We start from the raw sequence: 23,400 nt of genomic DNA on the forward strand, positions 1-23,400 counted from the left end.
AGCCAATGCGCGTTGAGTTTGTTCATTGGGCAGTAATAGAAGAGAAGCGGGACACCTCTCGGGATGAGCAACCAAGAAGATATAGTCGCGGAGGCCCACAACCCACATAATGCGCGTATTCCCTCGATTGATATCGCAAGAACCGCAGCACTTTTTGCGATGATCATCTATCATTTTTTCTGGGACCTTGCCGCACTTGGGTTTATTGCTCCAGACACAATGTACGCCAGCGGCTGGGTGTGGTTTGCGAAGTGCATCGCCGCGAGCTTCCTTTTCCTCGCAGGCTTCAGCCTCTGGCTCGCACATGGCGAGAACGCACGCTGGCGGCCATTCTGGCGACGTTTGGGAATTCTCGCCCTCGCCGCAGTTTTGATATCGGTTGTCACATATTTTGCATTTCCAAACGGATGGATCCGTTTCGGCATCCTGCACTCAATCGCCGCCTCATCTTTGATTGGAATGCTGCTCTTGCGATCTCCAAGCCTTGTCCTGTTAGGACTAATTGTTTTGATCTACGCTCTAAACAATGTCGAGCTTGTCGCGTTCAACGCTCCCCTGCTTATCTGGACGGGCCTCGGAACCCAAATTCCATATATGCTCGACTATGAGCCGCTCATCCCATGGCTCGCCGCACTTCTCGCTGGGTTGCTAACGGCCAAGCTAATTGCCCCCCGCCTCCCGCTTCAAACCAGTGCGATTAAGCTACCGGCCTTCCTTGTCTGGCCCGGAAGGCACAGCTTGATGATCTACCTGCTTCATCAACCTATTCTCTACGGCACTCTTCTGGCCGTAAAAAATCTATTCACCTGAAATGCGGCGGAGATTTACTGCTTAATTGAGCGCCGACTTGAGGGATTGAAACGCGACGCCACGTCCTCTCGGCAAGTTTCCGAAGTCAAATCCGCACGCGACAATGCTAAAGCCCGCGTTTAACAGCTAGCCGTAAATAGCGCTTTCAACAGGAATCCCATTCTCGATTAGCCCCCGCGCAACAGGCTTACTATGCTCCCAGACAACGGACGAACGAAGCTGCCCCCAAAGCCCCATATTCGCCGGAATATCGCCGAGTTTGAAAAGCCCCCAGCAGCGCCTTCTACTGGTCCGGCGAAACTAATGCACCACACTCTCAACGAGATTTTCCGCATCAACAAACGTTCGGCACAGCTTTTGACAAACGAAAAATCGCCCCAGTTACCTAGGGCGATTATTCTGTTCTGCAACGCTCTAAAAACGCACATTTTCCGTTGTTAAGGCGTTATCCGCCGAAGTCATCAAGCATGATGTCTTCGCGATCAACGCCGAGTTCCAGCAGCATGTTGATCACGGACTGGTTCATGATGGGCGGACCACACATGTAGTATTCACAATCTTCGGGCGCCGGATGGTTCTTTAGGTATTCTTCGTAAAGAACGTTGTGGATGAAGCCAGTGTAGCCAGTCCAATCGTCTTCCGGCAGCGCATCGGAAAGCGCAACGTGCCATTCGAAGTTATCGAACTCCTCGGCAAGCTGATCGAAATCTTCAACAAAGAACATCTCGCGCTTGGAGCGCGCACCGTACCAGAAGCTGATCTTACGGTCGCGATTTTTGAGGCGCTTGAGCTGGTCGAAAATGTGGCTCCGCATTGGCGCCATACCAGCGCCACCACCGATAAAGACCATCTCTTTTTGAGTGTCGCGTGCGAAGAATTCGCCGAACGGACCAGAGATCGTAACCTTGTCACCAGGCTTGAGGTTAAAGATATAAGACGACATCAGGCCGGGCGGGATACCCTCGCTTCCTGGTGGCGGCGTCGCCACACGGACGTTGAGCATGATGATGCCCTTTTCATCCGGATAGTTCGCCATCGAATACGCGCGCTCAACGGGCTCTGTGACGGTGGATTCATAGCGCCAGAGATTGAACTTGTCCCAGTCCTCGCGGTATTCCTCTTCGACGTCGAAGTCGGTGTACTTGAGCTTATGTGCCGGTGCTTCGATCTGGATATAGCCACCAGCGCGGAAATTCACATCTTCGCCTTCAGGCAACTCAAGAACCAGCGCCTTAATAAAGGTCGCAACGTTCTCGTTGGAGCGGACGGTACATTCCCATTTCTTTACGCCGAAGACCTCTTCAGGAACTTCGATATCCATATCCTGTTTGACCGCGACCTGACAGGACAACCGATCACCACAGGCGGCCTCACGCTTGGTGATGTGGCTTTCTTCGGTAGGCAGGATTGAGCCGCCACCCGAATGCACTCGCACGCGACATTGCGCACAAGTTCCACCGCCGCCGCAAGCCGACGGCACAAAGAGCTTCTGCTCTGCCAGTGTTTGCAGAAGTTTACCCCCTGCCGGAACAGAGATCGTTTTTTCACCGTTAATGGTAATGTCGACGTTACCCGTCGATACCAGTCGCGACCGTGCCAGAATAATGATCGTGACAAGCGCCAGAACGATCAGAGTAAAGAGAATGACGCCAAGCGTGAACGTTTGCATGTGTCCTCTCTCCTTTACAGTTTAACGCCGCTGAACGACATGAAAGCCATCGCCATCAATCCAGCGGTGATAAAGGTTATGCCCAGCCCCTGAAGGCCAGCAGGAATATCCGAATACTTCAGCTTCTCGCGCACACCGGCCATCGCGGTGATCGCAAGCGCCCAGCCAAAGCCTGATGAAACGCCATAAGTTAGCGACTCCGCGAAGTTGTAATCGCGCTGCACCATAAAGAGCGAACCACCGAGGATCGCACAGTTCACGGTAATCAACGGCAGGAACACACCAAGCGCGTTGTAGAGCGGCGGGAAGTACTTATCGAGAACCATCTCAAGGATCTGAACCAGCGCGGCGATCACACCGATATAGGAGATCAACCCAAGGAAGGTGAGATCAACATCAGGGAAACCAGCCCAAGCCAGCGCACCTGGTGCGAGCAGATAGTTCAGGATCAAGTTGTTTGCAGGAACAGTGATCGCCTGCACAATCATCACCGAAATGCCAAGCCCGATCGCGGTCGAGATCTTTTTGGATACGGCAATGAACGTACACATGCCGAGAAAGAACGACAGCGCGAGGTTCTCAACGAAAATGGCCTTTACGGCAAGAGAAATGAGACCTTCCATCAGTGTTCCTCGACCGTCTGGATTTTGAATTCACGCTCTTCGACTTGCTCTGGCTTCCAAGAACGGAACGCCCAGATGATCAAGCCAATCAGGAAGAACGCCGATGGCGGCAACAGAAGCATTCCGTTCGGCACATACCAGCCGCCGTTGTTCACTGTTTGGAAAATCGTGATGCCAAACAGGCTGCCGGAGCCGAACAGCTCGCGGAAAAAACCGACAAGCATCAGGATCAGGCCATAGCCAAGGCCGTTGCCAACACCATCAATAAACGAAGCGATTGGCGGGTTCTTCATCGCAAAAGCTTCTGCACGGCCCATCACAATACAGTTGGTGATGATCAACCCAACAAAAACCGAAAGCGTCTTTGAGATTTCAAACGCATAGGCCTTGAGTACCTGATCTACCACGATCACCAGTGAGGCAATGATAACCATCTGAACGATAATCCGGATGGAGCCGGGAATTTGGTTGCGCAGGATCGAAATGAACATCGACGAGAAGGCCGTCACGAATGTCACAGCCAGCGACATAACAAAAGCAACCTGCAACGAGGACGTCACCGCGAGCGCGGAACAAATCCCAAGAACCTGAAGCGTGATCGGGTTGTTGTCGACCAACGGGTCGGTCAGCATTTGTTTTCGTGTCTGACTCATGAGATTTCTCCCGATTGCAGCTTCTCAAGGAATGGCGCAAATCCGGCCTCACCCATCCAGAAGCGCACAAGGTTGTTCACACCCACCGAAGTAAGGGTTGCCCCTGCGAGCGCATCAATGTGGTGCTCGTCTCCGGCAGGAGGTGCCGTTTTGGCGACAGTGATTTGCAATGAGCCGTCTTCGTCAGTCAGCTTTTTGCCAGGCCAAAGTGCTTTCCAGCGCGGGTTGTCAATTTCGGCGCCAAGACCAGGTGTCTCTCCATGCTCATAGAACTGCAGGCCGAAAATATCGTTGCCGTTCTCTTCGAGCGCAATAAACCCGTAAAGCGTGGACCAAAGCCCATAGCCGTGGATTGGCAATACCACCTTGTCGATTTCACCCGCATCATCCCGAAGGATGTAAATCGTCTTATACTTCGACTGACGGCCGATGGATGCAGGGTCATCGTCCAGCTCAATCGATAGTTCTGGATCGCTCGCCGCAGCAAGGCCGTCAAAAGTCTCTACGTCAAACTCGTCGGTAAACTCACCAGTGGCAAGTTCCACGATATGCGGCTCAAATACGCTAAAGGCTTCGACAACATCGGTGCCTTCCTCGTAGAGGCCGGCAACTTCGAGAATGTTAATCTGCTTATCAACAAGTTTGTTGACCTCTTGAAGCGGGCGCAAGGCAACAGCCGCAGCCGACACGACCATCGACGCGACAAGGCAGAGGGCAACCGCAACGAAGATCGTCTTGGGTACAGAGTCCGTTGGTAGGTCTATAAAACGGCGCAGAGGGCCTTTGTTTTGGTTTTCGTCAGGCATCGCGACGCGCCCTCCTGCGGATATTCGCCTGAACGACGAAGTAGTCGATGAGCGGCGCAAATACGTTACCGAATAGGATCGCAAGCATCATACCTTCGGGGAAGGCTGGGTTAACCACACGGATCATCACCACCATGAAGCCGATCAACGCCCCATAAATATAGCGGCCAAGGTTTGTATGGGAGGCCGAGACTGGCTCCGTCACCATAAACACAAGACCAAATGCATAACCGCCGACAACTAGATGCCAATACCACGGCATTGCAAACATCGGGTTCGTATCAGAGCCGATCACATTCAACAGTGTTGAAAACCCGATCATGCCCGCAAGACACCCGACGACAAGACGCCAGTTGGCGATCTTGGTAATTAGAAGGAACACAAGGCCGATAAAGCAAGCGAGCGCGGACGTCTCGCCAATACTGCCCTGAACAACCCCAATGAAACTATCCATCCAAGTTGTGCCGCGTGCGATGATTTCCTGATATCCGTCTGCCGCTGCAATCGCGAGGCTTGTTGCGCCGGAAAAGCCGTCAACCGGTGTCCAGATCGTATCACCCGACATATTTGCAGGATATGCGAAATAGAGGAACGCACGGCCAGTGAGTGCTGGGTTGAGGAAGTTTTTGCCAGTTCCGCCAAAGACTTCCTTACCGATCACAACGCCAAACGAAATACCGAGCGCAACCTGCCATAGCGGAGCATCCGGCGGCATGATCAAAGCGTAAAGCATTGATGTAACAAGGAAACCCTCATTAACTTCATGGCGGCGGATGGTTGCAAACAGAACTTCCCAGATCCCACCAACAACAAGCGTTGTTATATAGATTGGGAGAAAATACAGCGCCCCATGCAGGAAGTTTGCAAATGGGTTGGACGCGTTAAAGCCAATTCCGAATGTATCGAGCACAAGAGCGCGCCAACCGGATGGACCGAGTGTCTCGAATGCTGTGTTGACCTGATAGCCAATATTCCAAAGCCCTACGAGGATACAGGGGATCGTTGCGATCACAACATAGGTCATGATCCGCTTCATATCGACATAGGAGCGCGCGTGCGGCGCAGCTGTCGTTACGGTTTTTGGCGTGTAGAGAAAGCTCTCGACCATCTCATAGACCGGAAAATACTTCTCGAACCGTCCGCCCTTGAGGAACTGTGGTTCGATCCGGTCAAAAAAGCTGCGCAATCCCATGTGTCAGCCCTCTTTCTCGATTTTCGTGAGGCAGTCGCGCAGCGCCATGCCATATTCATATTTCGCAGGACAAGCAAAACCGACAAGACCAAGGTCTTCTTCGTCAAGTTCCAGCGCGCCCAACGCTTGAGCGGTGTCGGTATCCATCACCAACATCGCTCGCAGCAATTGTGTCGGAAGGTAATCTTGCGGCATCAGCTCTTCAAAGGTTCCAAGCGGCACCATCGCACGACGGCCACCATTCAGATTTGATGTCAGCGCATAGAGTTTCTTGGAAAAAGCTGATCCCAAAACAGGCTGAAACGCGTATTTGCTCGACATTGGCCGAATCCATCCCATTGGGATCTGCTTCCGGTCCTCTTCGATCACTGTAAGCTGTCGCGCGTATCGCCCAAGATATGCATCCGGTCCGCTGCCCGCACGTCCGCTAAGAATAGAACCAGAAATCAGGCGATATGGAACATTGCTCTCCAGTCCGCCTTGCGTAAGTTCGACCATAGATGCGCCTGCAACCGTACGAACAAGACGCGGCTCCGAAACCAACGGTCCGCAAAGCGAGATGACACGCGCGGAGTCGAGTTTTCCGGTCTCCATCAAACGGCCAATCGCAATCACGTCTTGATAGCCAATAGTCCAAACTGTCTTTGTCGCGGTTGGTGGCTCAAGAAAATGCATGTGGGTTCCGGCGAGGCCCGCTGGGTGCACTCCGGCAAAGGCTGCTGCCGTCACATTTGGAACATCTGCACCGGGAACATCCGCACCTTTTTCGTGGCACAGATAAGTTTGCCCCTCTGACAACTGAGCAACTGCCGCGAGACCTTTTGTAAAGGCTTCGGGAGAGTCGGCGATAATCTCGGCAGCATCCGCAGAAAGCGGCTCTGTATCCATCGCAGTGACATAAATCGCTGCAGGGCGCTCGCTTACGTCTGGAACCTTGGAATAGGGGCGCGTTCGGAACGATGTCCAAAGCCCCGAAAGCGCAAGGCGTTCCGCGATTCCGTCTGCTGTTGTTTCATTGCCAACAGAACTGAAATCAACTGCCTCTGCTGCAGTTTCGTCAATTTCTATCTCAACGCTTATGAGCATGCGACGCGCGCCGCGATTGACAGCACGCACACGGCCCGAAACAGGCGAGGTTACTTTGACATCAGGTGTATCTTTATGGGCGAATATTGGCGCGCCACAGGCCACCACATCCCCCTCTTCGACTGCGAGTCTTGGTTTAAGCCCGATATAATCGGCCCCAAGAACAGCAACCGTCGTCACCTTTGGGCCTTGGGTAATTCCCTTGGCCGGTGCTCCCTCGACTGGAAGGTCGAGTCCCTTTTTCAGCGTGAATTCCACGATCTTTTCAGGTATCCATATTAAAACTGGGATGCCAATAACATTCCTGAACGAGCAACCGCTACCCCCAAAATACATAGTTTGTAGTCTTGTATTGCATTTTAGGCTACTTTGTCGCAATTCATGGGCGAAAATCTGTGTAATACATCCGCCAGAAGAAAGACGAATGCCGTGACAAACAGTTTCACCATAACCCGACGCGCCGTGTTCCTGGCTCCTCTTGCACTTGCCGCATGTAAATACGCAGCAAGAGTTTTTGAGCTTACAGGCCACACAATGGGCACGACATATACAGTCGTTGCCGTGGATCGCGACCGCGCGTTGAGCGAGGGCGATGTGCTCTCAGCGATTCGGAATTCGCTGGCGCAAGTCAACGCGGAGATGTCCAACTGGGACGCTTCCTCCGAAATCAGCAACTTTAACACCGCACGTTCCACAGGTTCGTTTGCAGTGTCCCCTGCCCTCGCAAAGGTCGTAGCAACCGCGCAGGACATCAAAGCCGCAACAGGCGGTAAATTTGACCTCACAGTTGGCCCATTGATCGATCTTTGGGGCTTTGGTGCAAATGGACCGTCCGCAAATATGCCAAGCGAGCGCGCAATCGCGGACGCAATGACAACAAATGGCGTTGGCGGCGACTTGCTTGTGAATGGCAACGCGCTTTCCAAATCCGCTGCTGAAACAGAGATCTATGTGTCTGCTCTGGGCAAAGGCCACGGTGTAGACCGCGTTGCCGATTCTCTGCGCAAACTTGGTCTCAAAGATTTCATGGTTGAAATCGGCGGCGATCTTGTGACTTCCGGCCTAAATGCGGAAAGCAAGCCGTGGCAGATCGGCATTGAGAAACCGACGCTGATTGAGCGCGCGGCTCAAAAAGTTATTGGTGCGTCTAACTATGGCGTGGCCACATCTGGTGATTACCGAAACTATTTTGAGCGCGACGGTGTGCGTTACTCGCATATTCTTGACGCCCAAACAGGTATGCCCGTCACCCACGCAACCGCCTCGGCGACCGTATTCGCGGAGAACGCAATGCTCGCCGACGCATGGTCAACCGCGATGTTGGTACTTGGCCGCGAGCGCGGACTCGAAGTTGCAGAAGAGTTTGATTTGGCTGTTTATTTCCTTGATCGCGCTAAGGACGGCAGCGGGTTCACACCAATCGCCAGCCCGCGCTTTGAGGCAATGAGCGCCTAGAGAGGTTCCGCTATGGCTACGTTTGTATTTGCTTTCGGATTACTTTTGACAATCATGCTGGGCATGTCGCTTGGCGTGATTTTCATGGGAAAGCGGATCAAAGGTAGCTGCGGCGGCCTGAATGCCATTAGCGGCGCGGATCACTGCGTCGTGTGCAACAAGGAAATCGACCCGAACAGTCCGCTTCGCGATCGTCTTTCTTGTGCAAGCAATGCCAAAGATACAAAAGGCTTCGTAATCCCGGATTAACCGCCGTCGAGCGGAATGAAGCCGACAAGCAGCAAACAGCCTGCTGCCAGAGTTCCCCACACCCAAAGCTGCCATCGCGGCCCTTCGGTTTTCCAGACCATCCGATACCTGTATCCGGCAATCACAGCGATAATAAAGAGCAGCGTCGCCAAAGCGGGGCTGAGGAAAATCGTTGTTTCTGGCACGGCCCTCTTTCCTTCTTCGTAATTTTCCGGTTACGATTACAGGTATATAGCAGCCCTTGCAATCAAGGACGGAGGTGCCACGCCATGCCAACTTCTTATCAATCGCCAATGCGCGGAGACAAGAAATCCGAAGCTAAGACCACGAGTCAATCCACAGAGACCAACACGGTAAAAGAGGTTGCGACGGTGGCCAAGGTGCTAGAGGTGAAGGGCGGCAGTGTTTACACAATTGGTCCAGATGACACGATCAAGACAGCGGTGACCCTATTAAAAGATCGCCGGATTGGGGCGCTTGTTGTCACAACAGAGGACGGCGCGCTTGTCGGAATTTTGTCGGAACGGGATATCGTAAGGAAACTTGCGGAAACCCCCGGCCAGACCCTTCCACAGAAGGTTTCAGACAACATGACTCACGACGTCGAAACCTGTAGCCCTGACGACAACCTCATCGAGGTTTCCCGTCGCATGACCAAAGGTACATTCAGACACATGCCGGTCATGGAAGACGGCAAGCTTTGCGGCATGATCACAATTGGAGATGTCGTTAACTACCGCTTGACCGAGCTTGAACACGAAGCGCTGCAACTTAAGCAAATGATTGTGGGCTAAGGCGAAACCGGGCCAGAGGTTCGCAATCGAACGCGCACTTAGCGCTTGTGAACAACCAAAACCTGATCACGGCGTTTTTTGTCGAATTTAGCCTGAAATACGAAGCATCCGGAGATATCGATCCGCGCTGCGTTAAGTTCTTTTGCGACGTGTGGATCGTTATGAGCAAACACACCTGTCTTGATGTATTCTTGGAAAAGCGCTGATGTTTTCGGGTAATCAGGTCGCTCCATTTCTGGTGGCTGCCAACGTAGGTCTTCGATGATGTAGAGACCACCAGATTTAACTTTCTGAAACAGCTCAAGAAACGCGTTTTGTTGGTGGTGTGAAGCATGGCTCGCATCATCGATGACAATATCAAATTCGCTTACGTCACGCATCGCTTCGCGAATATTTTCACGCGTATCCATGTCACATCGGTGGAACGTAAAACGAGAATCGGAAAACCAACTGAAATCCGACACGTCGAGTCCGTGAATATGCGCATCGGGAAAAAATTCGAGCCACATCCGAATGGAAGGCGCATCGGTTGTTGGTCTATCCGCGTGTTTTCCGTGCTCTGGGCCACCGATCTGCAGGCCCATTTCAAGAAACGTCAATTCTCGCTCGCGGTACGGTAGGAACAACATCTGGTAAAGCTCGGAGTAACGATGCTTTTTAGAGCCTTTGTCAGAGCCGAAGCGATCGGCTAAATCCGTTAGATTGATCTGCCCACGGCCATAACGCTCAGACGCCGCAATTGGCTTTGCTTCATCAATTTGACCTGCATCCGTCATTAGCTCATTTCCTGTCATTCTGATCTCGTTGAACATCGCAGGTTCGCGAAGATTTTCCAGCAGAAAACGAAGTTGTCTCGATCTGAGCGAGGGGCGCCCAGTTTGGTGGCTTCGAAGAGGAATTGGCAATTAGAAACGAGGTCGCAATAGGGAGGCAGGCGTTCTATTTAATAAACGCTTTGAGATAATCACCTGTTTTCTCGTAATGCAGCAGCAAGAGTCTAACGGCTTCGTCCGTGTTTTCTGCGATCACGGAATCCAGAATTTGTTGGTGTTCGGCATCAACGTTACGACCTTTATAGCTGTCCGATCGCGCAGCAATATAACGATAGCGGATATTTAGATCATAGAGTTGATTACATATGCGCATCATGAGCGGGGAGTTGCAGTTTCCGATTAAACCCATATGGAAATTCTTGTGCTCGAACTCGAATTCCTCGGTACCCACAGCGCGCATCCGAGACATGCGATGATGGATCAGAACAAGCTCCTCCACCCATTCTGGCGTTGTTTGCTCCATACTCTGACGCAGTGCCTTGCTCTCTAGGGTCGAGCGCAGGTTCAGAATCTCATCAAAATTCTCACGGCTGATTTCTGCGGCTTGAAAGCCGCGTTGCTCGTGTCGGACCACAAGCTGGTCCGACACCAAAAGGCTTAAAGCTTCGCGAATTGGCGACGCCCCCATATCCAAAACGTCTCGAAGCCGGTCAATCTTTAGCTTCTCTCCAGGAGCAAGACCTCCGGTTAAAAGCAACTGACGCAATTGACGATATGCCAACTTCGTAGATGATTCCGACTGTGTCGTGGTTATGGATTGGAAAGGTATGGCCTTATTCCTTGATTATTTTGCCTTAACGGTTGCAACAATGTTCGCGAATTCTTCATCGGACAAAACATTCCGTTTGGCAATGCCCGCTTTTTTCACCTCAGCTAGGATCGTTGCGATTTTATCGTCATCCAACTCACCAAGGCCAAGCTCACTCATCTTATAGATTATCGAAGCCTTACCGGACTTTTTGCCCAAGACAACTTCGCCTTTCTTGCCAGTCAGCGCAGGATGCGTGGCGAACATGACGAGCGGATCATTCATCACGAGATTGATACCAATGCCACTCTCGCGGATGAAGTTCCCGCGCCCAAGAACGGGTTTGTTTTGCGCAATTGGAACATTGGACTTTTCAGAGATCAGCGCTGCAAGCTCAGGGATTTTGTCGAGCTTATACTGCGTGTCGTACCCGTAAAGCAGATGCAAACCCATCATAAGTTCTTCGAGAGCCGCATTACCTGTGCGTTCACCTAAACCATTCGCACAAGAATGCACACAAGATGCGCCCGCGGAGACGGCCGCCAACTCGGTTGCAACCCCCATACCGAAATCATTGTGTGTGTGAATCTCGATCGGCAGACCAGTCATGTCCTTTACCCAGCGCACCATATACTTGATTGCCTCTGGTGTCGCGCAGCCCATCGTATCAACGATACCCATAGAATCTGGCGGCGCATTGTCCATGATATAGTTGCAAAGATTGGTCAGATCCTCTTTGCGCGCCCGTGTGGTATCATACGGGAAAAATAGCGTCTGCAGGCCGTTTTCACGCGCATAGTTGATGATAGGGGCGGTTTTCTTGGCAACATCTTCCCATGTCCACCCAAATTGCGTGACAAGTTTCGGATAACCAATTGGAACTTCGATGACGACGCCGTCAGCGCCGCATTCCAACGCAAGATCGATATCTGTCTTCATTGCACGCGCGAAGGTGAAAATCTTGGATTTAAGCCCGAGCTTGGAGATTTCCTTGATCGCCTGTTGATCATCAGCTGAAACAGCAGGCATCCCCGCTTCAATCCGATCCACCCCCAATTCATCAAGCTTAGAGGCGATTGCAATCTTGTCGTCTATCGAAAACACAACTCCTGGTGTCTGTTCGCCATCGCGCAGGGTCGCGTCATGAATTTCGACTTTCTCAGCCAAGTTCAATTCACTTCGAACTTCCGGTTCGAAATTGTAAGGGCTGACCCACCATTTACCTTCTTCAAAATGTGTTTCACGCATGTCGGTTTCCTTCTGTACGGATTGAATTCATGAGTTTTCGGGGACAAGGACGAAATCGAAATCGACCTTGAAATATGGCACGGTTGCATTGCGTCCGATTTCCAGATCATCAGGAAGCGCATCAAGGTCGCTGCATTCCACGTAATCCATGATCAAATCAGACCGCACGCCAAAGACCGCGTCGGAATCTAAGTACGGATCACCATTGGCAAAAACCTCCGTCACCAGCGGCTTAAGCCCGTCTGCTTGAACGATGAAATGCAAGTGGGATGGCCGCCAAGGCGTACGCCCTGTTGCGCGGAACAACTCCCCAACTGGACCATCATCCGGAACTTTGTATGGAGCTGGCTTAACAGTGGTTAGGGCATAGCGGCCATCAGCACCGGTTTTCATGGAGCAGCACAAGTTAAAGTCATCCTGTGTATTGTCCTGAGCGTAATAGAGGCCATTCTCCGCGGTTTGCCACAGCTCGATCAGCGCTCCTTCAACGGGGTTACCGTCCAGATCACGAACATATCCTTCGACAACTACAGTTGCGCCCTCGTTATCTTTTTTGAGGTCACCACCGACTGGCAGAAGAGGAGCGCCCACTGAGTGGAATGGCCCAAGGACGCTGGAAGACGTGCCCTCGTGCTGCGACCCAATCATGTCGACGAGCGAGGAAAGTCCGGTCACATCGGAAATCAGCACAAACTCGTTGCGCTCGTTATCCGTGATCTTGCCGGCATCTGTCGCAAACTTAAGCGCCCTACTCCATTCGGCATGGGTTAACTGGGTTTCGATTGCGAAAGCATGCAGATGCTCAACGAGTTTTGTCAGCAGGAACATCGTGCGTGGATCAGTATCGTCGCTACAGTAATCCACAAAGGCCTGAGTGATTGTATCTATTGTTACGTTTTTCATGGATTGGAAACTCCGTGGATTAGAGAAGTGCGACTGAGAGTATCGGGAACTGGATGATCAGGATCAGAACCAGAAGCATTAGAAAAGCGAATGGCAGTGAGCCGAGGAACACATCCTTAAGCGAGATATTAGGGTCATCGAGGGTGCTCTTGATGACGAAGCAGGAAATGCCGAGTGGCGGGGTCAGTAGACCAATTTCCGCACCAATAACTGTGACAATCCCGAACCAGACAAGGCTCAGCCCCATGCTTTCAATCAGTGTAATGAAGAGCGGCACAACGATCAGGATAATGGACGATGTGTCTAGCAGTGTTCCGAGAACAAGCATCAGCAGCACGTAAAGCGCCATAATCTGGAAGAAGGAAAGATCCCATGATTGCAGAACCGCATCCAACTGATTGGGCAGACCTGCATAACCGAGCATACGGCTATAGAACGACGCCATCGTGACCAACAACAAAATAGCCGCGGTAATGTGGCCTGTTTCGACCAAAGTTTCCCAGAAACCTTTCCAAGACATCGAGCGACGCAACACTGCGATAACCAAAGCCAAGGAAGCACCAGCAGCACCGGCCTCGACGGGTGTTAACCAGCCATTATAGATGCCGCCGAGAACCAACAAGATGAGCGCCACAACAGGCCAAGCCTTTTTGAACATCTCGCGCCCGGACATTGGTGTCATGTCTTCGGCGCTGATATCGTCACCTATAAAGGAAGGCCAAAAGCGCGCCATCAAGAAGATTGCGAAGATATAAACAGCGGTCAGGATAAGCCCCGGGATAATACCCGCGAGGAACATATCACCCACGGATTGCTCCGCTACAAAAGAGTAGATGATCAACATCGCAGACGGCGGAATGATCATCCCCAATACTGAAGAGCCAGCCACAACTCCGACCGCAAAACGTTTGTTGTATTTGTAACGAAGCATCTGTGGCACAGCGATTTTCGTGAAAACCGAGGCCGAAGCGATGGATGAGCCTGTGATCGCGGCAAACACAGCGTTCGCGCCGACCGTCGCCATTCCAACGCCCGCTAGCACGCGGTGGAATGCCGAGTTCATTACGTCATAGATATCGCGCCCCAATCGAGCCTTCGAGACAAGCAGCCCCATCAGCGTAAACAATGGAATTGTCGCGAAATTATACTCGGTCACGCCGTCGCCGACAGCGACCTTAAGAAAGTTGAAGGCGAGGATCGATTTGCCCGACATGATCCAAATGGACACGAAAGACACCAGACCGAGAGCAACAGGAATGTACAAGCCGAGGTAAACGAGGACGACAATCGCCCCGACCGACAGCATGCCAATAGTAATTGGGTCCACGTTTATACCTCACCAGTGGATTGCGCCGTGACGTGTCGGGTGCCATGCGCATCTCCCAACAGCACTTTGAAAAAGAAAAGGATTGCAGCCCATGCGCAGCCGAAAACGACGGCCAGTCGGACGGGCCACCAAGGCGCCTGCAGAATTCCTGGAGTTCCAAAGTAATCGCAGCGCGCCAGTGCCGTTTTAAAATCCGCCCAAAATTCACCCGTAGGGGCAACACCGAATTCGGGGGGCGTAAAGAAATGGCAACTTTCAAAGGCCTCTGTGAACTCTGGCCAGACTGCCCAAACAATCAGACACATGAACACGCAAGCGACCGCATCCAGAAACCGCGTCAACGTTTCGCCGAAACGGGGTGTGCCTTCCCGCATGAGTCCCAGAAATCCGTCCGAGCGGGTTAACCGCCCTGTTCGGACGACATCCGGAAGCTGCAGAAAGACAATCAATGCGAGCGAAAAGATCACAATCTCGACGACCCCGCGGAACGGTGCGTTAAACAAATTCCGCGAAATGACGTCGACATTCATGATCGCCACCAACGCCAGCAGCACCATCGCACCGCTGACATTGGCCGCAATCGCGATCATCACGACCCAACTTTCAATTTTACGTATAACCGTGACTCGCATCTTTAACCCCAGACCGGAACTTAGTTAACTTCCGCCGCCCAATCGCGCAGCGGTGTGAAGCCGGCGTCAGACAGTTTGCCCATGTAGGCCTTGAGCATTTCGGTGCCCGGAGCCCCCGCATTGTCGAGGTTTGCAGCCCATTCCGCTGCGATGTTCGGCATGCTGTCAGCCCAAGCTTTGCGCTCTTCTTCGGTCATTTCGACGATTGTTCCGCCACCATCGATATAGGCTTGGCGGGACTCTGCAGCGCGATCCATCGCAATCCCCGCGACGTGGTCACGGTATTCAATTGCAACAGCCTGCAGAACTTCTTTGACCTCGTCAGGAAGCTCAGCCCAAACATCAGCATTAACTGTGACGGTCTTCGTGTTCACAGCGCCGAGGTCAGCTTCGAGCATGTAAGGTGCGACTTCCGCAATCGTGAAAGTCTTGGCGGCTTCTGGCCAAAGCATAGCCGCTTCAACGACGCCTGTTTGCACCATATTATAGAAGTCTGCCAATCCGCCGCGCACACCCGCAGCGCCCGGAATTCCTTCGAGATAACGCAGGTTATATCCAGCGCCTGCGATCTTCATGCCTTCCATGTCAGCAAGGCTGTTGATCGGCTTGTTCGAGAAAACCTGATAAGTATCAAGCACCACACCAGTCGCGAGATAAACTTGGTTTTCCGCTGCCAACTCCGCGCCCATTTGCGGGAATTCTCGTGCGATTTCGTCAACGGCTTTCGCGACAACGACGGCATCAGCCGAAACGAACGGGGTTACCGCGGAAATCCCTTGCGAAGGCAGGGCCGAGTTGTGGAAAATCGTTGTGACGATTCCAATATCGCCAAGTCCGAGCTTAATGCCTTCAAGCACGCCACGCGGTTTAACGATTTGGCCACCATAGGCTTCCATCCAGTTGATCTGGTAATTGCCTTTTTCCGCCAGCATTTCATTCACGCGCGGAATGAAAAACCCCGAAAATTCAGCAACCCACATAGAGCGTTCCGGATATCCGTCAATCGCGGTCATGTTGATTGTTTCTTGAGCGTTGGCGGCTCCTCCCAAAGCCCCCATCATTCCAAAGGCAACCGTGGTTGCCATAGCAATACGTCGTGTCAACTTCATAGTCTTCTCCTCCCAGAAAAGTGGTTATCCGGCTAATTGCCAGTCTTCGTTGATAATGGTCCCGGCGCGGCGATAGAGCTTTGCAAGCGGGCAGTATTTAGCGACCTCAACGGCCACTTTGTTCAGGTCGTCTTGAGACGCACTTCCATCCGCAACAACGACCAGATCAATCTCTTCGAACGGCACATCGATCTCCTCGGTCAAGGTTACGCCAAGTCGGTTAAAGCGGCATTTGACCGAAATTTTGAGGTTGCCAATGTCGACACCCAGTTTCTTTGCACACTTATGACCGATTGTGTTTGTGCACCCGGCCAGAGCGCTCAAAGCAGTATCCGTCGGCGTAAAACCAAGGTTTGTTCCGTCGCGCTCACATGGCTCATCAATGATTTGCGCAAGATCTCTTGTGCGCACCTGTGCAACGGAATGGCCATAACAGGTAGCTTCGATCGCCAGCGTCACAGAGGTTTTCATCTTAATTGCCATCAATGCCCCCTCCTCAGACGATTTTACAAACGTCGTCGAATTCAAAGCGCGGCAGTCGTTGAAAAATCGCCTTTTCGTCGGCGTATCCGAGATTGCACAGGAAGTTCGATTTAAGAGTTGTTCCACCGAAGAATTCTTCATCAACAACCGCGTTATCGAACCCCGAAATCGCACCGATATCGAGACCCAATGCACGAGCGGCAATCATGAAATACGCCCCTTGAAGCGTGCCGTTGCGGAACGCTGTTTTTTCCGCGTGCTCCGGCTTCCCTTCAAAATGGGGTCGCCGATCCTCATGCGGGAAAAGGCGCGGAAGCTCGGTCCAGAAATCCAAGTCATATGCGATGATAACCGTTACAGGCGCACCCAAAACTTTCGGCACATTGGCTGGCTTCAAAGACTTCGCAAGCTTCTCTTTCCCTTCTTTGGAACGCACGAACACAAAGCGCGCGGGGCACGTGTTCATGCTTGTTGGGCCCATTCTGGTAATATCAAACAGGCGGTGCAGCACCTCGTCCGAAACCGGTTTGTCCGTCCAAGCATAGTGGGATCGCGCCCTCGTAAGGATCAGGTCGATGTCTTCTTGATCCAACTCTGTTCGTTCGCTGCGCATGTCGCGGACATCTGCCTGCGCAATTGCCCGTAGTTTCTCAAGTGATGCGTCTTGCTGCATCGGGTCCTCCTAGATTCGCATCACTAAAGTGTCGTGTTTTTTATCAGTTGTCCAATAAAATCGATATTTTTGTTTTGACGAAAATAAAATCGGCACTAGTATCAGGTCAACGAAAGGGAGTCGCAGCATGCCAAAATGGGAAGAGTACAAGAGCGAAGCGAAAGAGCGCGGCGCACTGGCGATGGAGTTTTTTATTGTTAAATCAAAACCCTCCGGAGATATGGCGCTGGTCAAATCGACGTTGCCCGCGCATTTGGCCTATCAAAAAGAAATGGAAGCGGCGGGCAAGTTGGTAATGGCAGGGCCCGTTTCGGACGCTAGCGGAGAGATGATGGAAGCCGAAGGATTGATCGTCTATCGCGCAGCTGATCTTGATGCGGCGCGAAAAATCGCCGACGCGGACCCGATGCATGCAGCAGGCGCTCGCGCCTATGAAATTCGGAAATGGCTCGTCAACGAAGGGTCACTTACCTTCACCGTCTCTCTGTCCTCGCAATCTGTCACCCTACCCTAACGCGGACCGGAGCTCGCCATGCAGCGCAACAAATTTTTGCCTGATATCCTGACTACCTTATTCGATCGTCGGCGCTCAGCGCGCAACGACAATGATCCTCGAGACATCAGGCAACTTTGCCTTGCTCTCCTTGCAGAAGAAGGAAAGGTGTCAGGCCATAAGCTCGCAGAAATAATCCTTGCGCGGTATCGCAGCCTGTCAGATGAAAACAAGCTCGCCTTTTTTCAGTTCATGAATGACGAACTAGATATCAACGCAGATCAGTTAGTCGACCTAGCAAAAACCTACGCAGAAACTCGCGCCACGCAGGATTTTGAACGCGTAACGCAAGCAGCCGCGGCTGGTCGCCGCACATTACTTGGCAGATTAAACCAGCCGAATGGCGCAACCGCAGATCTCGTTTCTATGCGCGTTGACCTGCTTCGTCTTATGAAATCACATCCTGAGCTTGGTCGTTCGGACATCGATTTTTCTCTACTTCTGCGAAACTGGTTCAATCTTGGATTTCTCGTTCTTAAACAAATCGACTGGATGGCCCCTGCCTCGCTTCTCGATAAAATCGTTGCTTATGAGGCCGTTCACGAAATTGATGATCTGGATGACTTGCGCCGTAGGCTTAGCCCGCCAGATCGCCGTTGCTTTGCTTTTTTTCACCCTGCAATGCCAGATGAACCGCTGATTTTCGTAGAAGTTGCGCTGAGCGATCACATTCCCAGTTCAGTTGACGATGTCTTGTCAGAGGGCCGCGAACCGCTCTTGCCCGAGCAGGCGACTGCAGCGGTGTTCTATTCAATTTCGAACTGTCAGCAAGGGCTAAAGGGGATCAGCTTCGGCAACCTTTTAATCAAACAGGTTGTCCGGCAACTCTCCCAAGAGCTTCCGCAATTGACCCATTTTGTCACGCTCTCGCCAATTCCACGATTGAACACATGGCTCAACAGCCAACGAGAAGACAAATTGATCGGAGCGAAGGCCGCTGCCGTACTGGACGGAAATGCAACTGACACAGATGTTCGTGCGCTCGCCGCTCACTACCTTCTAGATGCAAAATCCAGCTCTGGCGCTCCCTTTGATCCGGTTGCGCGGTTCCATCTTGGGAATGGTGCGGAAGTTTATGACGTGCACGCAAATGCCGACAGCTCTACAAATGGCCGCAATCAATCAAGCGGCGCAATGGTCAACTATCTCTATGATTTGAAACGCGTTGAACGAAACCACGAGGAATTCGCACTTGAAGGAAAGATCGTCGCCACTCGCGCGATCAAAACTCTCGCGAAAGGTCCGTTCAAAGCCAAGCCACAGGAGTTGACTACTTAAGAAATTGTCCGGTCCAAGCCCAACGAGCTTGCAATCCGGCAATAGAACGGTCTCATAATTGGGACATAAAAGAGCGGGCGAACGCCCCAAAAAATTCTGGGAGGAATTCATGAAACTCATTCAAAAACTCGCCTTCGGCGCGATGCTTCTGTCATCCACGGCCGTAGCAGCACAAACAATCGAAGGGCCCAAAGTAAACTGGAGCCTGTCAATGTGGGGCAATCCTCGTGCGCTCTCGGCGGGTATGGAAGCGATTGCAGAAGAAATTCGCACGCAAACAGGTGGGAACTTCGACATCCAAATTTTCTATGGTGGGCAATTGTCCAGCAGTCGCGAGAATTTGGACGGGTTGAAGCTGAACGCTTTCGAGGGCGCAGCAATTTGTAACTTCTACCATCCTGGCAAGAACCCCGCTTGGATGGTGTTCTCGCTCCCGTTCCTACCACTTGGCGATCCGGCCGTTGATAAATACGTCCGCTCACACATGTTCGAACATCCTGCAATCGTTGCGGATATGGAAGCATGGAACGCCCTTCCTTACCTCTCCGGCTTGCTGCCTCAATACGAGATACTTGGCAAAGGAGATGCCCCCACAGAGCTTTCTGATTGGGAAGGTCTTCGGGTTCGCGCTGGCGGTGGCCTTGGAGATGCGATGGAAGTTTTGGGTGCAATCAAGCAAACGCTTCCTGCAGGCGAAACTTCAACTGCCTTTCAACGCGGTGCTGTTGATGCCGCGGCGTTCCCATACACATATGCACACGTCAGCTTTGGCATTTCAGAAGAAGCCGACTGGTTTACATCAAACCTCGCACCGGGCACGTCCGAATGTGGCTGGGTTCTGAACAAGAGTGCCTACGACGCTCTGCCAGAGCAGTACCAAACGCTCCTCATGGACCTGCGCGACATGGGAATGGATGTTGAACAGGCTGCCTATGCCGAGCAAGACGAGAAGAACCTTCCGGTTTTCCGCGAAAACCTGACCGAAATCGTCTATTCCGATGAGCAACTTGCAGAGTTCCGAAAAATCGCCGGGCAACCAGTTTGGGATGCTTGGATTGCAGCGAACTCTGATGCATTCGACGCACAAGGTGTTTTCGACGCGATCTTCGAGCACGCCGAAGAAGCTCAAAACCAATAAGACAACTGTCTGGGTAAACAGCACGGGCGCCATTAAAGGCGCTCGTGCGAACGACCGCTTGCTCAAAGGATGAATGATGGCGATGCAGCAACAACAAACGGGTGGGCTACTTGGCCGGCTCAATAGAGGACTGATCCCGATAGAAGATCTGGCTAATCTCCTCGCCGCAGCGGCGATTATGGCCCTGATGTTCCTCGGTGTCGCGCAGATACTTTTGCGCACAGTATTCAACTCGCCAATCGCCGGTTACATCGATCTTGTCGAACTATCGATGGCAAGCATGGCCTTTCTTGGTGCCGCTTACACGCAACGCATGGGCAGCCATATCCGCATGGAATTGATGATCGGTGGGCTCTCGGGGCGTGCGCTTTGGGTGGCTGAAGCCTTTGGGGCCGCGATTGCGCTCTTTGTCATTGGTGTACTGATTTACTATGGCTTCGGCCATTTCATGCGCGCCTATACACTTGGCGATACAACAATTGATGCAGAATACGTCACATGGCCGTCAAAACTGCTTGTTCCAATCGCCTTCTCGATCTGGTGGTGTCGTCTAGCCCTTCAATTTTTCGGCGCGGTGCGGTTGGTGATTGATCCGACGAAAGAACCGGTTGCCGTAGTCATAATGAAAGACGTTGCTGAACAGGCACAAGACGAAATCCACGAAGTTATGGGTGATGACTCCGACCTTTCAGACACGGAGGGACGGCCATGATTTTAGGTATTGGAATGTCCGACCCGTTTTTGGTCGGGATTATCACGCTTGCATTGCTCCTGTTTCTGATCCTCCTCGGTGTTCGCGTCGTTTTTGCGGCGGCCTTTGTTGGTCTCGTTGGTTTGATTGAACTGCGGGGGTGGGGTCCTGCTGCAGGCATTGTAGGCACCATCCCCCACTCCAAATCCTCAACATATGCTCTATCGGTCTTGCCGATGTTCATCTTTATCGGGTTTCTTGCATTTCACGCCGGTATGACACAGCAATTGTTTGATGCTGCCCGTAAATGGCTTGGCTGGATGCCAGGTGGGCTTGCCGTTGCCACTGTTTTCGCCACGGCAGGTTTTGCAGCAGTTTCCGGCGCATCAACAGCCACCTCCGCCGTCTTTAGTCGTGTGGCAATTCCTGAGATGCTGAAATACGGTTACGATAGGCGCATGGCCGCTGGCGTTGTTGCATCAGCAGGAACATTGGCAACATTGATCCCCCCCTCCGCGATCCTTGTGATCTATGCCATCATCGTGGAACAATCGGTTGGTAAGCTCCTTTTGGCAGGCTTCTTACCCGGCATATTCTCGGCAATTGTATACGCGGGTATTATTGTCGTTTGGGCCATGGTGAAACCGGGGTCCGCACCATCCGTAAAGGGCTTCACGTGGGGCGAACGTGCGCGCACCCTGCCCGGCATTTCGCCGATCCTGTTGGTCGTTGTAATAATAATGACCGCGATCTACGGCGGTTGGGCCACTCCAACCGAGGCTGGCGCATTAGGGGCCTTCGTGGTGTTCATCCTCGCCATAGCGCGCGGAACGCCAATGAAATCCATCAAGGATTCCCTCATGGAATCCGCGAAACTGACTGTGATGATTTTCTCGCTCATTTGGGGTGTATTGATTTTCGTTCGGTTCCTTGGGTTTTCCGGCATCCCAGGCGCATTCACCGAATGGATTGTAAGCCTCGACGTAGCACCGATGACGATTATGATCTGTATCCTATTGGCCTATGCGGTATTGGGTATGTTTATGGATGCCATAGGGATGCTGCTGTTGACGCTACCTGTGGTTTATCCTGCGGTCATCGCGCTCGGGTTTGATCCGATTTGGTTCGGGATCATCGCAGTTAAGATGGCAGAAGTCTGCTTGATCACGCCACCGATTGGCCTGAACTGTTTTGTCGTCAATGGCGTGCGACCAGATATACCGCTCGGAACCGTATTCCGCGGCGTAGCCCTGTTCTTTGTCGCCGACGTGATTACCATCGCAGCCCTTTTGATGTTCCCAGAGATCGTAACTTGGCTGCCAAACTTTGATTTTGGAATGTGGTGGGACGGCCTTTGGGGCGCCACCAGCTAAGGAGTTAGCATGCGATTGCAAACCACTCTCCCGCTTGAAAAAGCCAATGGTATCATCGCCCAGGCGCTGGCGCTTGGGCGAACAGCCTCGCTACTGCCACTGACAGTTGTTGTCCTTGATGCTGGCGGCAAACTTATTGCGATGCAAAGCGAAGATGGCTCTGGCCTTACAAGGTTCGACATTGCCTTTGGCAAGGCTTATGGCGCGCTTGGCATGGGAATTTCTAGCCGTTTGATCCGAGACCGACTGTCAGAACGGCCCGCCTTTCAGAATGCAATTGCCGCAGCATCAGACGGACGCTTCATCCCAGTTCCTGGTGGTGTCCTGATCGAAAACGCCGAAGGGATAACTCTTGGTGCTGTTGGCATCTCTGGTGATACCTCAGACAAAGATGAATACTGCGCGATCGAAGCCATCAAATCCGTGGGTTATGCATCCGAGCCTTCTGAGCCCAACCCGGAATGGCGCACTTCATCTTTGTCTGATCACTATCCAGCCTCAACTTAGAAAGCGTGATCAAAATGCCGGTGTGTTACTTGCAAACGCGGCAAATCGGCGTCTTTGGGATCACACAGATTGAAGGTCGAACGTCCGACATACGAGTGCGGGATCACCATGCATCGTACAAAACGCGTATCACCGGATTTTTGCAGGGCAACGGCACGCACCGGATTATCCGCCGGTTCAAACCAACTCATTCCTGGCTCCATAACCTCAGCGCCATGTTCTGTCTCGATGCGAAGCGATCCGCTGACAAGATACCGCCATCCAGCACCGGCATGGGTATGTCGATGCGCTATTGCACCGATGGGAAAAGCAACTTCATCCACCCGCAGAGCAAAGGGCGCGACGACATCATCAATCTTTTCACAGCCATGGATGTCACTGCCCTGAATCGCGTTGGCCGAAAGCGCAAAACAAATGTCGCCGTGCGCTCCGATCTGAGCAATGCCAGCCGCCATTGCGGGGCTGTTCGCTCCTGTATAGCGCCAAGATGCCAGCAGATCACTCGCGCTTGGCGCCGTCTTCGAAATGCTCATATACACAGCCTGCTCCCCTCGTCGTCTCTGGAGC

General features: G+C 52.4%; 27 protein-coding genes. 10 read left to right on the top strand and 17 right to left on the bottom strand.

The genetic code is table 11. The annotated features are described in order from the left end of the window. The first annotated feature begins 63 nt into the window (after positions 1 to 63). On the top strand, positions 64 to 810 hold the full coding sequence (locus N9C89_RS09645) for a heparan-alpha-glucosaminide N-acetyltransferase (RefSeq protein WP_263953669.1): 747 nt from the start codon (positions 64 to 66) through the stop codon (positions 808 to 810). Positions 811 to 1,255: 445 nt separating this feature from the next. Here the strand turns inward: N9C89_RS09645 and nqrF are convergent, their stop codons facing one another. From nqrF to N9C89_RS09675, 6 genes are read right to left on the bottom strand one after another with little or no spacing between them, the layout of a single operon-like run. Next, a complete protein-coding gene (nqrF, locus tag N9C89_RS09650) occupies positions 1,256 to 2,479 on the bottom strand; it encodes an NADH:ubiquinone reductase (Na(+)-transporting) subunit F (protein ID WP_263953670.1) in 1,224 nt (407 codons plus the stop codon). Positions 2,480 to 2,493: 14 nt separating this feature from the next. Next, entirely contained in the window at positions 2,494 to 3,102 is a 609-nt protein-coding gene (gene nqrE / locus N9C89_RS09655) for an NADH:ubiquinone reductase (Na(+)-transporting) subunit E (protein WP_263953671.1), read from the bottom strand. Then, positions 3,102 to 3,755, bottom strand: a complete 654-nt coding sequence (locus N9C89_RS09660; RefSeq protein ID WP_263953672.1) for an NADH:ubiquinone reductase (Na(+)-transporting) subunit D — start codon at positions 3,753 to 3,755, stop codon at positions 3,102 to 3,104. Before N9C89_RS09660 ends, nqrE begins: the two co-directional genes overlap by 1 nt. Further along, a complete protein-coding gene (locus N9C89_RS09665; RefSeq protein ID WP_263953673.1) occupies positions 3,752 to 4,561 on the bottom strand; it encodes a Na(+)-translocating NADH-quinone reductase subunit C in 810 nt (269 codons plus the stop codon). Before N9C89_RS09665 ends, N9C89_RS09660 begins: the two co-directional genes overlap by 4 nt. Next, entirely contained in the window at positions 4,554 to 5,753 is a 1,200-nt protein-coding gene (locus tag N9C89_RS09670; protein WP_263953674.1) for an NADH:ubiquinone reductase (Na(+)-transporting) subunit B, read from the bottom strand. Before N9C89_RS09670 ends, N9C89_RS09665 begins: the two co-directional genes overlap by 8 nt. A 3-nt stretch (positions 5,754 to 5,756) precedes the next feature. Then, positions 5,757 to 7,100 carry a Na(+)-translocating NADH-quinone reductase subunit A gene (locus tag N9C89_RS09675; RefSeq protein ID WP_263954432.1) on the bottom strand — a complete coding sequence of 448 codons (1,344 nt, stop codon included), beginning with the start codon at positions 7,098 to 7,100 and terminating at the stop codon, positions 5,757 to 5,759. A gap of 168 nt (positions 7,101 to 7,268) precedes the next feature. Here N9C89_RS09675 and N9C89_RS09680 point away from each other — a divergent pair, with 168 nt between their 5' ends. Beyond that, a complete protein-coding gene (locus N9C89_RS09680; RefSeq protein WP_263953675.1) occupies positions 7,269 to 8,294 on the top strand; it encodes an FAD:protein FMN transferase in 1,026 nt (341 codons plus the stop codon). A 12-nt stretch (positions 8,295 to 8,306) separates the two neighbouring features. Next, positions 8,307 to 8,543 (top strand): (Na+)-NQR maturation NqrM, encoded by a 237-nt coding sequence (nqrM, locus tag N9C89_RS09685; RefSeq protein ID WP_263953676.1) that lies wholly within the window; start codon positions 8,307 to 8,309, stop codon positions 8,541 to 8,543. On the opposite strand, the gene N9C89_RS09690 is transcribed toward nqrM, so the two are convergent. Next, entirely contained in the window at positions 8,540 to 8,728 is a 189-nt protein-coding gene (locus tag N9C89_RS09690) for a hypothetical protein (RefSeq protein ID WP_263953677.1), read from the bottom strand. The genes nqrM and N9C89_RS09690 overlap by 4 nt on opposite strands. Positions 8,729 to 8,812: 84 nt before the next feature. Between N9C89_RS09690 and N9C89_RS09695 the strand changes: the two genes are divergently transcribed. Continuing rightward, positions 8,813 to 9,337, top strand: coding sequence for a CBS domain-containing protein (locus N9C89_RS09695; protein WP_263953678.1), 525 nt, complete (start codon positions 8,813 to 8,815; stop codon positions 9,335 to 9,337). 38 nt (positions 9,338 to 9,375) lie between these two features. On the opposite strand, the gene N9C89_RS09700 is transcribed toward N9C89_RS09695, so the two are convergent. The 9 genes from N9C89_RS09700 to N9C89_RS09740 form a co-directional block, all read right to left on the bottom strand. Next, positions 9,376 to 10,131, bottom strand: coding sequence for a class I SAM-dependent methyltransferase (locus N9C89_RS09700; protein WP_263953679.1), 756 nt, complete (start codon positions 10,129 to 10,131; stop codon positions 9,376 to 9,378). Positions 10,132 to 10,276: 145 nt separating this feature from the next. Beyond that, positions 10,277 to 10,891 carry a GntR family transcriptional regulator gene (locus tag N9C89_RS09705; RefSeq protein WP_263953680.1) on the bottom strand — a complete coding sequence of 205 codons (615 nt, stop codon included), beginning with the start codon at positions 10,889 to 10,891 and terminating at the stop codon, positions 10,277 to 10,279. A gap of 63 nt (positions 10,892 to 10,954) precedes the next feature. After that, on the bottom strand, positions 10,955 to 12,166 hold the full coding sequence (locus tag N9C89_RS09710; protein WP_263953681.1) for a LeuA family protein: 1,212 nt from the start codon (positions 12,164 to 12,166) through the stop codon (positions 10,955 to 10,957). A 27-nt stretch (positions 12,167 to 12,193) separates the two neighbouring features. Further along, on the bottom strand, positions 12,194 to 13,069 hold the full coding sequence (locus N9C89_RS09715) for a dioxygenase (protein ID WP_263953682.1): 876 nt from the start codon (positions 13,067 to 13,069) through the stop codon (positions 12,194 to 12,196). A gap of 19 nt (positions 13,070 to 13,088) precedes the next feature. Then, positions 13,089 to 14,396: a TRAP transporter large permease gene (locus N9C89_RS09720; RefSeq protein ID WP_263953683.1), complete on the bottom strand. Its 1,308-nt coding sequence runs from the start codon at positions 14,394 to 14,396 to the stop codon at positions 13,089 to 13,091. A gap of 2 nt (positions 14,397 to 14,398) precedes the next feature. Beyond that, positions 14,399 to 15,028 (bottom strand): TRAP transporter small permease subunit, encoded by a 630-nt coding sequence (locus N9C89_RS09725; protein WP_263953684.1) that lies wholly within the window; start codon positions 15,026 to 15,028, stop codon positions 14,399 to 14,401. Positions 15,029 to 15,048: 20 nt separating this feature from the next. Beyond that, a complete protein-coding gene (locus N9C89_RS09730; protein WP_263953685.1) occupies positions 15,049 to 16,137 on the bottom strand; it encodes a C4-dicarboxylate TRAP transporter substrate-binding protein in 1,089 nt (362 codons plus the stop codon). A 24-nt stretch (positions 16,138 to 16,161) separates the two neighbouring features. Then, complete coding sequence (locus N9C89_RS09735) at positions 16,162 to 16,620, bottom strand: OsmC family protein (RefSeq protein WP_263953686.1); 459 nt, start codon at positions 16,618 to 16,620, stop codon at positions 16,162 to 16,164. 13 nt (positions 16,621 to 16,633) lie between these two features. Beyond that, positions 16,634 to 17,293 carry a malonic semialdehyde reductase gene (locus N9C89_RS09740; RefSeq protein WP_263953687.1) on the bottom strand — a complete coding sequence of 220 codons (660 nt, stop codon included), beginning with the start codon at positions 17,291 to 17,293 and terminating at the stop codon, positions 16,634 to 16,636. A gap of 127 nt (positions 17,294 to 17,420) precedes the next feature. Here N9C89_RS09740 and N9C89_RS09745 point away from each other — a divergent pair, with 127 nt between their 5' ends. From N9C89_RS09745 to N9C89_RS09770, 6 genes are all read left to right on the top strand, one after another. Then, positions 17,421 to 17,807, top strand: coding sequence for a YciI family protein (locus N9C89_RS09745; RefSeq protein WP_263953688.1), 387 nt, complete (start codon positions 17,421 to 17,423; stop codon positions 17,805 to 17,807). A gap of 18 nt (positions 17,808 to 17,825) precedes the next feature. Next, positions 17,826 to 19,124 carry a malonyl-CoA decarboxylase gene (locus N9C89_RS09750; protein ID WP_263953689.1) on the top strand — a complete coding sequence of 433 codons (1,299 nt, stop codon included), beginning with the start codon at positions 17,826 to 17,828 and terminating at the stop codon, positions 19,122 to 19,124. Positions 19,125 to 19,233: 109 nt separating this feature from the next. After that, positions 19,234 to 20,262, top strand: coding sequence for a C4-dicarboxylate ABC transporter substrate-binding protein (locus tag N9C89_RS09755; RefSeq protein ID WP_263953690.1), 1,029 nt, complete (start codon positions 19,234 to 19,236; stop codon positions 20,260 to 20,262). A gap of 82 nt (positions 20,263 to 20,344) precedes the next feature. Next, the gene (locus tag N9C89_RS09760; RefSeq protein ID WP_263953691.1) at positions 20,345 to 20,974 is read left to right on the top strand and encodes a TRAP transporter small permease subunit; all 630 of its coding nucleotides are present in this window, start codon (positions 20,345 to 20,347) and stop codon (positions 20,972 to 20,974) included. Further along, positions 20,971 to 22,326: a TRAP transporter large permease gene (locus N9C89_RS09765; RefSeq protein ID WP_263953692.1), complete on the top strand. Its 1,356-nt coding sequence runs from the start codon at positions 20,971 to 20,973 to the stop codon at positions 22,324 to 22,326. The genes N9C89_RS09760 and N9C89_RS09765 overlap by 4 nt, the downstream gene beginning before the upstream one ends. 9 nt (positions 22,327 to 22,335) lie before the next feature. Next, positions 22,336 to 22,833 (top strand): GlcG/HbpS family heme-binding protein, encoded by a 498-nt coding sequence (locus tag N9C89_RS09770; RefSeq protein ID WP_263953693.1) that lies wholly within the window; start codon positions 22,336 to 22,338, stop codon positions 22,831 to 22,833. On the opposite strand, the gene N9C89_RS09775 is transcribed toward N9C89_RS09770, so the two are convergent. Continuing rightward, on the bottom strand, positions 22,830 to 23,366 hold the full coding sequence (locus tag N9C89_RS09775) for a cupin domain-containing protein (RefSeq protein ID WP_263953694.1): 537 nt from the start codon (positions 23,364 to 23,366) through the stop codon (positions 22,830 to 22,832). The genes N9C89_RS09770 and N9C89_RS09775 overlap by 4 nt on opposite strands. Positions 23,367 to 23,400 lie beyond the last annotated feature (34 nt).

Source organism: Halocynthiibacter sp. SDUM655004, from assembly GCF_026015885.1.
Lineage (GTDB): Bacteria > Pseudomonadota > Alphaproteobacteria > Rhodobacterales > Rhodobacteraceae > Falsihalocynthiibacter > Falsihalocynthiibacter halioticoli.

Bases quoted from the DNA above. Each gene is read 5' to 3' on its own strand.
- N9C89_RS09670 (WP_263953674.1), bottom strand. From the start codon at position 5,753: ATGGGATTGCGCAGCTTTTTTGACCGGATCGAACCACAGTTCCTCAAG.
- nqrF (WP_263953670.1), bottom strand. From the start codon at position 2,479: ATGCAAACGTTCACGCTTGGCGTCATTCTCTTTACTCTGATCGTTCTG.
- N9C89_RS09700 (WP_263953679.1), bottom strand. From the start codon at position 10,131: ATGACAGGAAATGAGCTAATGACGGATGCAGGTCAAATTGATGAAGCA.
- N9C89_RS09660 (WP_263953672.1), bottom strand. From the start codon at position 3,755: ATGAGTCAGACACGAAAACAAATGCTGACCGACCCGTTGGTCGACAAC.
- N9C89_RS09735 (WP_263953686.1), bottom strand. From the start codon at position 16,620: ATGGCAATTAAGATGAAAACCTCTGTGACGCTGGCGATCGAAGCTACC.
- N9C89_RS09710 (WP_263953681.1), bottom strand. From the start codon at position 12,166: ATGCGTGAAACACATTTTGAAGAAGGTAAATGGTGGGTCAGCCCTTAC.
- N9C89_RS09645 (WP_263953669.1), top strand. From the start codon at position 64: ATGAGCAACCAAGAAGATATAGTCGCGGAGGCCCACAACCCACATAAT.
- nqrM (WP_263953676.1), top strand. From the start codon at position 8,307: ATGGCTACGTTTGTATTTGCTTTCGGATTACTTTTGACAATCATGCTG.
- nqrE (WP_263953671.1), bottom strand. From the start codon at position 3,102: ATGGAAGGTCTCATTTCTCTTGCCGTAAAGGCCATTTTCGTTGAGAAC.
- N9C89_RS09665 (WP_263953673.1), bottom strand. From the start codon at position 4,561: ATGCCTGACGAAAACCAAAACAAAGGCCCTCTGCGCCGTTTTATAGAC.
- N9C89_RS09715 (WP_263953682.1), bottom strand. From the start codon at position 13,069: ATGAAAAACGTAACAATAGATACAATCACTCAGGCCTTTGTGGATTAC.
- N9C89_RS09740 (WP_263953687.1), bottom strand. From the start codon at position 17,293: ATGCAGCAAGACGCATCACTTGAGAAACTACGGGCAATTGCGCAGGCA.
- N9C89_RS09695 (WP_263953678.1), top strand. From the start codon at position 8,813: ATGCCAACTTCTTATCAATCGCCAATGCGCGGAGACAAGAAATCCGAA.
- N9C89_RS09725 (WP_263953684.1), bottom strand. From the start codon at position 15,028: ATGCGAGTCACGGTTATACGTAAAATTGAAAGTTGGGTCGTGATGATC.
- N9C89_RS09770 (WP_263953693.1), top strand. From the start codon at position 22,336: ATGCGATTGCAAACCACTCTCCCGCTTGAAAAAGCCAATGGTATCATC.
- N9C89_RS09755 (WP_263953690.1), top strand. From the start codon at position 19,234: ATGAAACTCATTCAAAAACTCGCCTTCGGCGCGATGCTTCTGTCATCC.
- N9C89_RS09765 (WP_263953692.1), top strand. From the start codon at position 20,971: ATGATTTTAGGTATTGGAATGTCCGACCCGTTTTTGGTCGGGATTATC.
- N9C89_RS09730 (WP_263953685.1), bottom strand. From the start codon at position 16,137: ATGAAGTTGACACGACGTATTGCTATGGCAACCACGGTTGCCTTTGGA.
- N9C89_RS09760 (WP_263953691.1), top strand. From the start codon at position 20,345: ATGCAGCAACAACAAACGGGTGGGCTACTTGGCCGGCTCAATAGAGGA.
- N9C89_RS09775 (WP_263953694.1), bottom strand. From the start codon at position 23,366: ATGAGCATTTCGAAGACGGCGCCAAGCGCGAGTGATCTGCTGGCATCT.
- N9C89_RS09750 (WP_263953689.1), top strand. From the start codon at position 17,826: ATGCAGCGCAACAAATTTTTGCCTGATATCCTGACTACCTTATTCGAT.
- N9C89_RS09745 (WP_263953688.1), top strand. From the start codon at position 17,421: ATGCCAAAATGGGAAGAGTACAAGAGCGAAGCGAAAGAGCGCGGCGCA.